At 60.1% G+C, this 14,132-nt stretch carries 5 protein-coding genes and 2 pseudogenes; 3 read left to right on the top strand and 4 right to left on the bottom strand.

What is annotated here, in order from left to right; translation table 11 throughout:
• Positions 1–14: 14 nt before the first annotated feature.
• Both AC1DRO_RS13530 and AC1DRO_RS13525 read left to right on the top strand, forming a co-directional pair.
• Positions 15–2,531 carry a discoidin domain-containing protein gene (locus tag AC1DRO_RS13530; RefSeq protein ID WP_476951187.1) on the top strand — a complete coding sequence of 839 codons (2,517 nt, stop codon included), beginning with the start codon at positions 15–17 and terminating at the stop codon, positions 2,529–2,531.
• A gap of 175 nt (positions 2,532–2,706) precedes the next feature.
• Complete coding sequence (locus tag AC1DRO_RS13525) at positions 2,707–3,162, top strand: SRPBCC family protein (protein WP_476951186.1); 456 nt, start codon at positions 2,707–2,709, stop codon at positions 3,160–3,162.
• On the opposite strand, the pseudogene istB reads toward AC1DRO_RS13525, so the two are convergent.
• Positions 3,137–3,985 (bottom strand): annotated as a pseudogene (gene istB / locus AC1DRO_RS13520) (IS21-like element helper ATPase IstB). The gene AC1DRO_RS13525 and the pseudogene istB overlap by 26 nt on opposite strands.
• Before the next feature lie 18 nt (positions 3,986–4,003).
• Positions 4,004–4,285: pseudogene (locus AC1DRO_RS13515) on the bottom strand (IS21 family transposase); the annotation flags it as partial.
• Between the two features lie 329 nt (positions 4,286–4,614).
• Between AC1DRO_RS13515 and AC1DRO_RS13510 the strand changes: the two are divergent.
• Entirely contained in the window at positions 4,615–6,987 is a 2,373-nt protein-coding gene (locus AC1DRO_RS13510) for a CDP-glycerol glycerophosphotransferase family protein (RefSeq protein WP_476951185.1), read from the top strand.
• Positions 6,988–7,069: 82 nt separating this feature from the next.
• On the opposite strand, the gene AC1DRO_RS13505 is transcribed toward AC1DRO_RS13510, so the two are convergent.
• Together AC1DRO_RS13505 and AC1DRO_RS13500 are read right to left on the bottom strand one after the other, a co-directional pair.
• Positions 7,070–10,930: a CDP-glycerol glycerophosphotransferase family protein gene (locus AC1DRO_RS13505; protein WP_476951184.1), complete on the bottom strand. Its 3,861-nt coding sequence runs from the start codon at positions 10,928–10,930 to the stop codon at positions 7,070–7,072.
• Between the two features lie 94 nt (positions 10,931–11,024).
• Positions 11,025–14,087 carry a bifunctional glycosyltransferase/CDP-glycerol:glycerophosphate glycerophosphotransferase gene (locus AC1DRO_RS13500; RefSeq protein WP_476951183.1) on the bottom strand — a complete coding sequence of 1,021 codons (3,063 nt, stop codon included), beginning with the start codon at positions 14,085–14,087 and terminating at the stop codon, positions 11,025–11,027.
• Between the last annotated feature and the right edge of the window lie 45 nt (positions 14,088–14,132).

Genomic DNA, 14,132 nt, shown 5'->3' with positions numbered 1-14,132 from the left:
CGATCCTGCTGGCGGTGCGTACCGACATACGCCGGGTGTCCTTACTTCTGATCGGATCATTGCTGATCACGGCTCTCGTGGCACTCGTTCTGCACGTGCCGTCGGGGGCGACCGGATCGCACATTCACAGTGCGGTGCCGCCGGCCGCGGCAGAGGCGACTCTGGACGGCTTGTCGGGCGTGGACGGACCTCACATTCACAATGCCGCGCTGCCGGCCGCCGCGACGGAGGCCGCTCCGCTTCCCTTGTCACGGACCGGCTGGACCGCTTCGGCCAGCGACGAGGAAACCACCCGCGTGAACGGCCAAGCCAGCAACGTGCTGGACGGAAGCGCCACCACCATGTGGCACAGCCGCTGGTACCCGGCGCCGGCTACGCCATTGCCGCACACCATCACGATCGACACCAAGGCGGCGCGAAGCATCGGGGGGCTTCGCTATCTCCCGCGTTCTGACGGCAAGAACGGGCGGGTCGGCAGCTTCGAGATCCGGGTCAGCACCAACGGGACCACCTGGAGCGCCCCGGTGGCCCGCGGAACCTTGCCGGATAGCGGCACGGAGAAGACGGTGAGCTTCATTTCAGTCAGCGCCCGCTATGTCCGGCTGATTGCCACTTCCGAGGCCGGCAACCGCGGTCCGTGGAGCAGCGCCGCCGAGATCAACCTGCTCGCCGGGCAGACAGTAACTCCCACCAGTGTTCTGCCCCGGACCGGCTGGACGGCTTCGGCCAGCGACGAAGAGGTCATCCGGGCCAACGGCAGGGCCAGCAATGTACTGGACGGCAGTGCCACGACGATCTGGCACAGCAGGTGGTCGCCGGCGCCCGCAGCACCGCTGCCGCACACCATCACGATCGACACGAAGGCGGCGCGAAGCATCGGGGGACTCCGCTATCTCCCGCGTTCTGACGGCAAGAACGGGTGGATCGGCAAATACTCGATCGGGGTCAGCTCAGACGGTATCGTCTGGCGTGCGGTAGCCAGCGGGACGTGGCCGGACACCATTGAGGAGAAGACGGTGACCTTCCCCACGGTCGATGCCCGCTATGTCCGGCTGACCGCAACCACCGAGGCCGGCAACCGCGGTCCATGGAGCAGCGCCGCCGAGATCAATCTCCTCGGCCCGTCGCGAGGTTCCTGGGGTCCGACCATCAACTTCCCGCTCGTTCCGGTCGCGGCTGCAGTGCTGCCGGGCAACAAGCTGCTGACGTGGTCGGCCTATTCCCCTATCGCTTACGGCGGCAGCAATGGCTACACGCAGACATCCATCCTGGACCTCACCACCGGTGTGGTGAGCCCGGCCACGGTTGTCAACACCGGTCACGACATGTTCTGCCCCGGGATCTCGATGCTGGCGGACGGCAGGATCATGATCAGCGGCGGCGCCAACAGCTCGAAGACCACCATTTACAACCCGAAGACTAACACTTGGACCTCGGGGCCGGATATGAAGATCGCCCGCGGCTACCAAAGCAACGTGACCACCTCCACCGGTGAGGTGTTCACCATCGGGGGATCGTGGTCAGGCGGCATCGGCGGCAAGAACGGCGAAATATGGTCCGCTGCAGGCGGCTGGCGAACTTTGCCGAATGTACCCGTTGACAGCATCCTGACAGCCGATCCCCGGGGCGGGTATCGTTCCGACAATCACCCTTGGCTGTTTGCCACCTCGGGTGGCCGGGTTTTCCAAGCCGGGCCGAGCCGCCAGATGAACTGGATCACTACTAGCGGCGATGGAAGCATCACCTCGGCCGGTCTGCGGTCGGACAGCCCTGACGCGATGAACGCCGACGCCGTGATGTACGACATCGGAAAGATCCTGACCGTGGGCGGGGCAACCGCCTACGATAATGGCATAGCTACGGCACGGGCCTACACCATCGACATCAACAAGACCGCCACTGTGTCCCGGACTGCGGACATGGCATTCACCCGGTCGTTCGCGAGCGGCGTTGCATTACCCGACGGCCAGGTGTTCGTGGTCGGCGGCCAGCCCAATCCCGTGGTGTTCACCGACACCGACGCCAGGATGTCTCCGGAAATCTGGAACCCGGCAACTGGAAAGTGGACGACGCTGGCCCCGATGGCCATTCCCCGGACCTACCACAGCGTGGCGACGCTTCTTTCTGACGGCCGGGTTTTCGTCGGCGGCGGCGGCCTGTGCAACGGCTGCACCACCAATCATCTGGACGGAGAGATCTTCACACCGCCCTATCTGCTCAATGCCGACGGCAGCGCCCGCACCAGGCCGACGATTGCGACCGCACCGGCTACCGCCGCGGCCGGCAGCACGATTTCAGTCACCACTAAAACGCCGATCAGCAAGTTTTCCCTGATGCGGATGAGCACTGTAACCCATACGGTGAACACCGACCAGCGGCGGATCCCGGTGACCGCGACGGCAGTGTCCGGCAACACCGCGACGCTGAAGTTGCCGGCGGATCGCGGCGTGCTGGTCCCCGGCACGTATATGCTCTTCGCATTGGACGGCAACGGGGTCCCCAGCGTCGCCTCGACCATCTTGATCAGCTGATCACGACGACTGAGTATGTCAACGTGTTTCAGGATCACTGAGACGGCCTGATCCAAAACCACGCACGACCCTGTTGGCCTGAGTGCTGGACCTTGCCACATCAGGAGGCGACGGCGCAGTGGGCCAGGGCTTCCGCGGTTCGAGCAGACCCTGAACGAACTGCCATACTCTGACAATGGCCGTTTACTTTGAGTGCACGACACGGACGGGCACGCCCCAATCGGAACTGTTTGACCGTGCCCGGAGTATCGACGCCCACAAGGAATCGATGGCGCACTCTCGTGAAGAGGCGGTTGCCGGCGTCACGTCCGGGCTCATCTCTTTGGGTGAGGAGGTCACATGGCGAGCTTGGCACTTCGGCGTTCCGCTCCATATGACGAGCCGGATCACCGAGATGGAGTCCCCGAACTATTTTGTGGATGAGCAGGTTAAAGGTCCGTTTCGGCGGTTCCGGCACGTCCATGAGTTCAGTCAGGATCTGGCGGGCACCACGATGATTGATCGGATCGAGTTCGCGGCACCGTTCGGGCCCATAGGGCGTCTGGTGGAGAGGCTGGTGCTGGCCCGTTACCTCCAAAAGCTAATCGAGAGGCGGAATCGGCACCTTACCGAGGATCCCACGCGCGGATAGTTCGCATCAGTAGTCCAACGACACCCGGCTGGCCTCCGGTTTGTTGGGCGATGGTGTGAGCGAGTCGGTGGGAGTCTGTCCCGGTTTCGATGATGGCTCCATTGAACGTAAGCCTGTCCACGATTGCGGCGCACAACCTGGGGTCGGTGAAGGTCTTTGTCCAGCCGGAGAATGATTCGTTGCTTACGATGTGGCGATGGAGTTCTTCTCTTCGCGTTCGGTGAGGACCTGGAAGAGGAGTTCGGCGCCGCGGCGGTCCAGTTCCATATAGCCGAGTTCGTCGATGCAGAGCAGGTCGACGCGCCCGTAGCGGGCGATGGTTTTGGCCAGCATCTTTTCGTCGGCGGCTTCTACAAGTTTCGTTCACGGGCCAGGTCGCCAGGGCGTATTTCACCCGGTACCCCTGCTCCGCCGCGGCGGTGCCGAGGCCGATGAGCATTTGGGATTTTCCAGTCCCGGAGTCCCCGATGAGGCACAGTGGTGCACCTTTGCGGATCCAGTCCCCGGTCGCAAGGCTTTGAAAAGTGGCGGGTTTGATGTTCGGGTTCGCGTCGAAATCGTCCCCCAGCCATTTGTCCCGGGAAAAGTTGGCGGCTTTGACGCGGCGGATGGAGGAGCGCCGGTCCCGGCCATCACACTCGGCCAGCAGCAACTCGGCCAGGAACCCCTGGTAGCTCAGTTGTTCCTTCCCCGCAACGGTAAGCGCTTCATCGAGCACCGCCCGGACGGTGCGCAGTCGACGGCAGGCCTGGTCCACGGCCGCGCCAGCGGCCTTTTCGGTCAGGCCGCGCCGCCGGCGCAGGGTCGGGGTGAGGAACACCACGACCTCGGACGCCTCGTTGAACGCCTCGATGTGACCTTCCAGGAAAGCCTCCTGAGCCTGCGTTGGGTAGATCCGGTGGATCGCTTTGCCGGAGTGCGAGAGCCGCAAAACGAACATATGGCACTTGGTCTTCACCCCATTCAGGGTGCCCCAGACTTCACCGAAGTCCGCCTCGGCATCCGCGCCCGGCGCGTGTTCCTGCGGGACAAACGCTTCCACCCGGCGGCCGGCCTCGACATCGATCTGCGGCCGTCGGACCCGCACGTAGTCTCGCACCGTCGAATACGACAGATCGGCCGCTGGTGGTCCTGACTCAAACCGTCGCAAGCAACCGGCGAGTAGTGGGTGGTCCTGGTTCAAGCCGTCACACCGGTCCTGAATCAAACTGCCATATTCAGACGGCAGTCCGCCTCAGCCGGTTGGCTGATGCCGCAGAACAGCGCCTTAGCCGATCACTGGCACACGCTGGGAGCCGCACTGTGCCTCTCTGAAGTGCCATCTGCTGCTGAGATTACAGCGGAGACCCTCTGATTACGCCAACGCGTCCCTCGACTCTGCCGAAAAACGATCCACGATAGAATTCAGAGTCGAACACCCATAGAACCTAATCAAAGGCGAATCTTCTTAAGATGAACAAGGAAACAACGAAGGAAGTCCTTCCCTCGAGGGCCGAGCTTCGCGCCGCCAAATGGACAGGCGCCCGGACGTTCACGGTTAGATTTTGGGCCTACCTGCTGCCGGAAACATCGAAGTCTGCGAGCGTGGACATTGAGCTCTGGCTTCAGGACGAGGAAGGACGACGCACGGATGCATTAGTGCGCCGATACACGGAGCCTGCCGCCAACGAAGGGAGCTCCAATACTTCAGTTGATGTTTCAACTTGTGCCTTTGAGGCAGTATTCGACTTCGACTGCCATCTTGCCGCCGCTTCTGCGCGAGGAAGCGTGCTGACGGCTCACATGGCCATATCTGATGGTCGTCAGAGCCACGAATCGAAATTTACTGATCGTTACAGGTGGGGATCGGCCGGCGCGCTGGAGGCTTGCAGCTTCGAAAATGGCGTACAGGTCGTCCCAAGTTGGACCGCAAACGGACTGCAATTCAAGGTTGTGGAACGTATTGCTGTCGCCCATGCAGTCTCATTTGTCGGAGACGAACTTCGACTCTGGGTCAAAAGCAGCGGACTCTTCACCCCGGATCTCGCCGTGCTGAAAGATGATTCAGAGCGTGAGGCTCAGCCGTCATTCTTCAACCGGGAGGGAAGCTGGGTTGAAGTCGCTTTCAACATCGCGGATCTGCCGGAGTTTGCGGCGGAAACCCAGGAAAGTTGGCGAGTCTATCTCCAGCAGGACGATAAACGCAGGCTCGCGCATTCGGACCACATCCCCGCGCAGGCGAGTCCGCGGGAGGATGGATTCGTTCTAACTACCGGTCCGAGCGGCGTCCTGAGGTTGGACCGCTACCGGCACAATATCGAGGCGTCCGCCATCGATTTTTATCCCCTTCCCAGCCCGCACCTCACGGTTTCGGGATCGTACGCGGGCGACGAGTCGAGGCCTGTAGCACTCTCCCTCGACGGGCAACGAACCGGCGTTCCGGGAGTACTCGTTACCAACAAGGCCGGTCGTTTTATCTTTTCGGTTCCGCTTGTCAGGCCGGCGGAATCCGGCACCGCTCCCGTCCCCTCGGGGGGGTACCGGGTGTCTGTCCACTTCGAGGACGAGTCTTACGAGCGTTTACGCCCGGCGAAGTCGCTTACCGCCGGGCTGTACAAGGCCGCCTATTCTGACAGCCTCAACATTCGTTTGGAGCGTTCTCCTGCCAACGAAGTTTACGTGAATGTTAGTCCGCCGCTCTTGCCCGAAGAGTTGGGTGCATTCAACCAGCGGAAAATAAGAGTTGCAACCAAAAAAGTATCCGACCTTAGGGAGGACAGCTTTTACTTTGAAAGCTGGTTCGGAAAGAACTTCTCCGATAGTCCCCTGGCTCTCTTCAAGGAGGCCAGTCGACGGCTTCCCGACGCGAAACTTTACGTCGGTGTGGCAGATCTGTCCGTGGCACTGCCCGAGGGCGCCATACCGGTAGTACGGAACAGCCGCAAATCATGGATGGCGCTTGCCGAATCCAAATTTGTCATCACGAACTGCTGGGTGCCGGATCGGTTTGAGCGGCACCCGGAACAGATCCTTGTGCAAACGTGGCACGGGACTCCGTTGAAACTCCTTGGCCTGGACCGGCCAGGCTCCAGGGAAAAAGCGGGTCGAGTATCCAAAATCGAGCGGGAAGCCAACGACTGGAGCCTGCTGATTTCCCAAAACCCCCACAGCACGGAGGTCTTTCGGCAGGCGTACGCCTACGCCGGCGAAATCATCGAGTCGGGCTATCCGCGCAACGACGCGCTGTTCGAAAGTGACGACCTCGGTCGTCAAGTCCGTGAGTCACTGAATATCCCCGCCGGTAATAGAGTCGTCCTCTATGCACCGACATGGAGGGAAGACAGTGCCGGCACGCCTGACCTCATCCAGGCGGGCGCCATGGCCGAGGCGCTGGGTCCGGACTTCACAGTCCTGCTACGCGGTCATTCAGTCAGCCTGCGGAGAGGCCAGAACGTTGATGCCGCGGGCGTCATCGATGTCACTTCGTTTAATGACCCTTCCGGTCTCATGGCAGCTGCCGACGTCCTGGTGACCGACTATTCATCCATCATGTTCGACTTCACTGTCACTGGGAAACCGATAATTTTCTATGTTCCGGACTGGGACGAATACACAGGATCGGGCCGGGGAGTGTACTTCGACTTGGCGGACAAAGCCCCCGGTCCCCTCTGCCACACCCGCGAAGAAGTGATTGCGGCCCTGCAGGACCTCCCTGAGTCCGACAAGCTGTACCACGAGGCCTACGCAGCCTGGCGCAAAGAATTCAATCCCTGGGACAATCCCAAGTCCTCCGTGGCGGTATTTTCCCGCATCCTCGAACTTCGAGACACCCCCGCAAAGGGCTGAGGCCGTCAAGGCAGTTGTCCGCACAAAAAGAGCGGCTAACGGATCGCCATCCGTTAGCCGCTCTTTTGTCATCGGCTCGATGTCATCGGGTCAGTGCAACATCCGCTCCGACGATGCTCTCGAACTTGGCTATGGCGCCGGCGACGTACTGGTCTGCATCGAATTGGGCTTGAGGTACCTCCCCTGCCAGGTAGGCGCGCATGCCTTCGACGAGGCCTCCCACCGTGTTCGCCACCAGCAGTCCGTGTTCCCCGTCCGGACCTGCGAGGACGCCTCGTGAACCGTCAATGTCTGTCGCGACGATCGGCATGCCGAGAACCATGGCTTCCAAGAGGACCATAGGCTGACCCTCATGGTTAGACGAGAGGATGAAACAGTCGCTTCTTCGCAAGATGGCGAATGGATTGTCCTGCATTCCGGCAAATAGGACGGAGCCCTCCAGGCCAAGCTCGCTGGACAATCTCCGCAACTCCCCGGCCAGTACCCCATCACCGATCATGATGAGGCGCGTATCCGGTGACTCGTCAACGATTTGCTTGAAGGCCCGCAGCAGCTTGGCGTGGTCCTTTTCCGGGGAGAGGCGCGCACTTATCGTGAAGACCTTGCCAGGGCCCGACATCCAATCAGCCAGGGCGGAGTCCACAGGTTCGGCGGCCCGGGCGAGGATCCGCTCCGGGATCACGACGTTGGGCGTATAGCCAAATTTCTCGTTCGGGATACCGAAGCTGTCCGACAACTTTGTGGCGTTGACGTCGCTGAGCGCCTTCGAAACGGAAACCACTCCGTCAAACTCGCGGTAAAGGGCAAACATTTCACGCAAGTACGGATACTTGGAACTGGACTCGGCCAGCATGTCGTTGTGCAGGAAGATCTCACTCTTGTTCGTTCCGTGGCGGCCGCCGAGCAGGATCGAGGCCATAAAGGGTGAGTAACCGTCAAATTCCACGAGGGCATCGAAGGCAGACTTGCCGAACAGCCGACGGAATTCGCGGCTGTACGCCTGGAAATATAGCTGCTTTTGCTCTTCTGTTGAAAAGCTGTTCAACCTTTTGAAGGTTGAAATTATCCACCGCTCCTCCACGGAAGCGACGTGGCGACCCACCCTGCCAACCGTGCGGACGTTACCGGGAAGTGACGTGAAAGCGGCATGCCGCTGGGGATCGTTTGAGACCCCCGCCGCATCAATGAGCAACGTCAAGGCATGGTGTTCCGGGTCCAGCGCCTGAAGCAGGTTCAGCAAGGAAGCCGTCATGCCATTCGGGTTCATGCCGTGCCTGAAAAGCAGGGAACTTTCCTTCTTCGGCAGCAAGACATCGTGGCTGGTGTCCCCCTCAAAGAAGAAGGCGACTGCCCTCGCTGCAGCATTTCCGTCCTCGGCCGGCGTGAAGCGTTTTTGGTTCGCCGCATACGTGGGATGGACCTGTTCGGAGGCTAGTCCGTTCCGCACGCCAGCCAAAACTTGTTCGACCGTGCGGCACACTGCACCGGGGAGGCTGCCCATATCAAAGTAGAGTCCCCGTTCCGCCGAATATTCGTCGAGGTCCGGGACATAGAACACCACGGGGCGCCCAGTGGACATGTAGTCGAAAACGACGCTCGAGTAGTCGGTAACCAGCACGTCAACAACGGACAGCAGATCATTTGTGGTGAGATTCCGCGGTACAACGGCGATCGGCTGTTCACCGCCGATCAGGAGGTCCTCGGTGTAGTGGTGGGCACGCACCACCAGGTGGAAGTCCTTGGCCGAAGCGAGTGCCTCGATGTCCCGAGTCATTGCCTCCGCGTCGAGAACCTTTGCGTCCATGCTGCCCCGCCAAGTGGGGGCGTACAGAACAATTGGCTTGGGATCCTTGGGATCTATCCCAAGCTCGCGGGAAACTGCCTCGCGGCTGGCAGCAGAAGATCGTACCGTTTTGTCGATACGGGGATATCCGGTGAGCGCCACGCGACCGCTGAAGAGCTGATCCACGCCGAATGCCCGGGTGAGCACATCTGTCGTGTGTTCGTTCGAACTGAGAAGATGTGTGGCCTGAAGCAGATTGCGGGTGACGTTGGCATGCTCGAGGGCAGCCCCCTCCACGTCGGTTCCCATTTTCTTCAAAGGCGTGCCGTGCCAGGTATTCAAATATGACTGGCCGTCTTTGCGGATGAAGTAAGACGGAAAGGTTGAGTTGTTGATGAGATACTCGGCCGTGGCCAAGTACCGCAGATACAAATCAGACTGCTTGACCACAATGCGAACATTTTCGCGTCCGAGGATGCTGGCGGGCAATGAGACGTCCCGATCTGCGACGGTCCAGATATGCGTGAAGTCGGAATATTTCGGATCATCAATAATTTTTTCAAATATAGACAGAGGATTGCAATCGATGGACCCGCCCAGGTTGCTCTCGTAGAGAATTGTATTCTTGGCTACAGGCCGTGTCTCGTAATACTCGACGTATTCAATAACGGTCTTAACCGCGGCAGTCTTGGAATACCCCTGCTCATTTACTCCATACGGTCGCGCGAATATCCGACTCATTCGGAAGGCGTCACAGGCCTCCTCGGCGTCGCCTGCCTTCGCGAGGGCGTGGCCCAGCCGGTTATACCAAGCAGGTTTGTGGTCATTGCTGCGAAGCACAGCCTGGTGATAGAGCTCAGCTGCACCCCGCCAGTCCCCGAGTTTTTCGGCATCCATGCCCACGTCAAAAAACGAATTTGCGTCCAGCTTGGTTCTTATAGAGCTGGCGAGTTGCCTCACGAGTCGTTGAAGCCGGTCCTTCACCTCTGTGGCTTGCGACTCAATTGAATCGTCGAATATTTGATCGAGTGGCGTCAGCTTCGCCGCCGCGATATAAGATTCAATGGCTTCCTGGAAGCGGCCCGCTTCGTGGAGAACATAAGCCCGCCGAAATAGCCAATAAGGCTTTTGAGTTTCACTTGCTTGGATTGCGGCCCCGTACGATTCCGCTGCCGCTTGCAGATCCTGCTGGCGCTCCTGGACGAATCCGAGCCGGTAATGCCAATAGGCTTCATCCGGTTTCAAGGCTACCGCAGCCTGGTACGAAGATTCCGCGTCGGACCATTTGTAGCCCCGGTCGCAGGCAAATCCATGACGGTAATGCAGTTCCGAATCCAACGGCCGGTACTTAAGCTGTTCCAGATACGCGCCGGCAGCACTGTTCCAGTCCTTTAGGTCTTCAAAGAAGACTCCATGCCCGAATCGTGCCGCATTGAGTTCGCGATCAGCCGCCACCGCGCGGCTGAACCATTCTTGCGCAGCGGCGCGGTCAGCCCCGTCTGCGTGCGCGCGGCCGGTACTAAACAACAGCCGCGCATCATCAGGCCGCAATTGCAGTGCGAGCTCGAAGAGTTCGGCCGCCTCTGAGAAGCGTTCCATTTCAAAGTAGGCTTGGGCAAGCTTGATCAGCCAATCCGCGTCTTGCCGGTGGAGCGCCAGGCCGTCCTCCAGCGCCTCGATCTCCTGCCACCGGGCAGCACCTTTGCCTAGCAGTTTTCCCAAACCCTTATGGAATTTGGCATTGCGCGGGTCGAGATGAATAGCCGAGCGCAGGGATTCCTGCGCTGCAACCTTTTCGCCCAATGACTGTTCACACTGGGCTTTCCGGTAGAACCACTCGGCCCGGTGAGGGTCCAGTCCGGTAGCCGAAGTGTAGGAGTGCAGCGCCTCTGTCCACAATTTCAGACGTTCCTGGATAAACCCGAGGCGGTAGTGCCAAGCGGCGTTTTTTGGATCCAGCTTAACGGCACTGGAGACATACTCATGGGCAAGGTCCAAGTTTTCCAGCCGGAAGTAAGCGTGACCGAGCTTGAAGGCGACCTTGGCGTTGGTAGATTCCCCCTGGTCCCAGAGCCTCTGATAGACGGAGGCGGCCGATTTCCAGTTGCCGCGCTTTTCGAGCTCGCGGCCGCCCCAGTAGCCGATTTGCCAACCAATCATCAATATCCTCCATGTTAAAAGAACCGCCGAGCAGACGCGCTGCCGGCCCTGTCCATCCCTAAAGCTTACGGTGCCAACAGGGCAGACCCACGGTTCACCCTTGAAAGGCCCCAGTTATAGCGGGCCAAATTTTGCCCACGACCCTGCCGGCGGCTCCGCCGTCATCCTGTGCCGCGTAAGTCGCCTTGAAGTGCCGGTATGCGGCGTCATCAGATGGCATACCTGACGCGATAGCTTCACAGAGTTGGTCTGTGTCTGAACATAACGGGCCTGGAGCCATTGCCTCCCAGTTCAGGTAAAATCCGCGAATCTCATCCCGGTACTGACTGAGATCGGGCACCAGGAAATACATTGGCTTGTCGGTCACGCAATAGTCGAAAGAAATCGACGAATAGTCTGTCACGAGCAGGTCCGAAGCCAGGATCAGATCGTTGATTTCCGGATACATCGAAACGTCGATCAGGTTGGAGCCAACTTGGGTGGACGAGGCGGCGACGACATTGTGGTGCCCACGAATGAGGAACACGTAGTTTGAGCCGAGGTTCGACAATGCCCTGGCGAAATCCAAATGGGCCACCAGGGTATGGTGCTCTGATCCATCTTTGGCATTGTCGCGCCACGTAGGGGCATAGAGAACCGCTATTTGCTCTGGAGTTATCCCCAGATCCTGCCGGACTCGTTCGGACCGGCGTTCCGAGTCCGGCGCAGCCAGAGCATCGTTGCGTGGGTAGCCGAGCGTCAGGACCTCTCCCCCGTACCCAAAGGCCTCGGGTAGGACGTCGGCCGCAAACCCGTTTTGTGCGAGCAGGACGTCCCACGTCCTGGCTTCCCGTTCCATGAGCATTCGATAGGAGGCCGAGAGATACCGGCTGGGAGCGTGCCGAGCCAGCTTTTTCAGCGGTGTGCCGTGCCAGGTCTGCACGTACCGCTGCCCTTCGGATTTCCTGAAGAACGACGGGAAGTTGTTGTTATTGACAAGTATCCTGGAGGTCTTGAGCCTGACGAACCAATCGCGGGAGCCACGGAGAACCGGGACCGCGTACTCGGGATACTCCACGGAAAAATCGTTGATAGACCAGTAAATGGGCACGTTGGCGGACTTTGCATGCAGTGCGTCCGAGATGGCGCGTGGACTGTCGGTGCAGCTCTTACCAGCGAAGCTCTCGAAGAAGACGGCGTCAGTGAGTGTGTCGGGGCCTGTCCTCATGGCGTACTCATCGCGGAGCCGCCGTTGGTTGTATTTCCCGCGCTCCCAGAGTTTTAGCGGCGGTGCGATCCCCACGGCACAGGCTCCGGATGCGGTTTGAAACACTCTGACCGTGGCGTGCGCAAAGCCGTGTTCCAGGGGAAGAACGCCCGTCCATCGATCATCGGTCTTGACCGGCAGGGACGACTGATTGAGGCTGTCTCCCCCACTTACAAAACGCAGCGTGTAGGCGCCGGAGATTGGCGCAGCGGTCTCCCTGCCCCATGTGGCCTGTTTCAGGGAGAATGTAAACACCCGGGCGTCCGGGCGGCGGTCCTCCACTGACGTCGGACGCACTGTATTCCGTGCCGTTACCAGGGCGACGTCAAACGTCGCCAACCCGGACGCCACTGGACGCGGGACCCGGACGCAGACACTGAACTCGTCCCGCTCTTCATCAAAGGTGACGTCAGTGACCACGGGTTGCCGCAGGGAGGGGCCGCTGACAACGTCTTTGGTGTCCCGGAGCGGAGGACTCACGATGTGCCGGCGTTCAAAGACTTCCTGGGCAACAGCCAACCTGACGACAACTTCGATGGGTGCCGTGACGACTTCGCCGATGAGCTCGGCACCGACGCGACAAGTGAAAGCCGCGCCCGTGTGGCTGGCATGCGGATCGCCGGCAAGCACGTCCAGGTGCGGATCCTGCACGCGGTCGACCCCCACGTCCCGGAGCTTCCCGGCGCCGTCCGTAATCAAGACGCTGATCTCGCCGGGGTAAATTGCCGAATCGAGTCCCGACAGATAGAAGTGCCCGCCCAACATGACGGCGCCGTCCTTTGCCCACCCCACGCCGCGGACGTGCGAATCCGGCGTCAACGCTGCCGAGGGGAATTCCAGCAGCTCGTCGGAGTCGGCCGTGGTCAGCGAGGGGAGGTATTCAAGCCGAGCAAGAAATCGATTGTTGCGAATGTGGGTCTCGAACCCGGTGCCGTTTTCGAACCGATATATAAGTACCATTTCGAAGTCATCGCGGGCTCCTTGCGCTGCCAGGCTGCACAGGATTTGCTCGTGCGGCCCGATGTTCTTCAGCACGGCCGCAGAAAGTTCGCTCTCCAGGCTCCGCACAGACGACAGTATTTTTGCCAGGCCAGCGTGAAGTGCGTTCCAGTAGTCGTCACCGGCGTACGGCACCTGTTCGAAGTAAGGCACGAGGTCCGATCCGAGAACTCTCGTAAACCATGCTAGGAGGGCATCCGGTCCGCTTTCGGCCACCAGCAGCTGGCTGACGGAATCCACAACGCAGAGGCGGTCTTCCAGGTCCCCAATGGAGTGCTTGTTCTGGGTAATGGAGGATCCGTCGTGACGGATCCTCCAGTGGTAGACGGTGTCCGGGATGATGTCGAATGTCCGGGCCCGCGCGTAGGCCCGGGCCGAGGTTTCCTGATCCTCGTACAGGACATCCTCCGGAATCGGCCCGACTGCCGAATCCCAAAAATCCTTGCGAAACATCTTGTTCCACAGGAAGACGTCCGACAGGATGTCGGGGTAGTCAGACAGGCTGATTGCATCCCGAGGGAGGGCGTGGAGCTTGTCCATCATCGTCACTCGTGATCGCTTTCGTCCCAGCAGCCGGTCGGAGGAGCCCACGACAAACTGGGACGACGTCTCGTGCAGCTTCGCGATCATGGCCCCATAGGCGCCAGGGGCCACCAGGTCGTCGGAATCTGCAAAGGTGATGAACCTGCCAGTAGCTTTTTCGAGGCCCGCGTTTCGGGCGCGGCCGTTTCCACCGTGGACAACATCAAGAATGTGGATCCTTCGGTCGCGGCGGGCGAAATCCTCGGCAATTGCCCGTGAACCATCTGTGGAGCCATCATCGATGACGATGATCTCCAGGTGCGTGTAGCTTTGCGCGACGATGCTTGCAAGGCAGTCGGCCAGGTAGGGCTCGACATTGAATACGGGCACTATCACTGACAGCCGCCCCAGACGCTTGTGACGGCCCCTGACCAG

This window comes from Arthrobacter sp. P4_F11 (assembly GCF_056401395.1).
This window is presented reverse-complemented; position numbering and strand designations above follow the sequence as displayed.

Bases quoted from the DNA above. Each gene is read 5' to 3' on its own strand.
- AC1DRO_RS13525 (WP_476951186.1), top strand. From the start codon at position 2,707: ATGGCCGTTTACTTTGAGTGCACGACACGGACGGGCACGCCCCAATCG.
- AC1DRO_RS13510 (WP_476951185.1), top strand. From the start codon at position 4,615: ATGAACAAGGAAACAACGAAGGAAGTCCTTCCCTCGAGGGCCGAGCTT.
- AC1DRO_RS13505 (WP_476951184.1), bottom strand. From the start codon at position 10,930: ATGATTGGTTGGCAAATCGGCTACTGGGGCGGCCGCGAGCTCGAAAAG.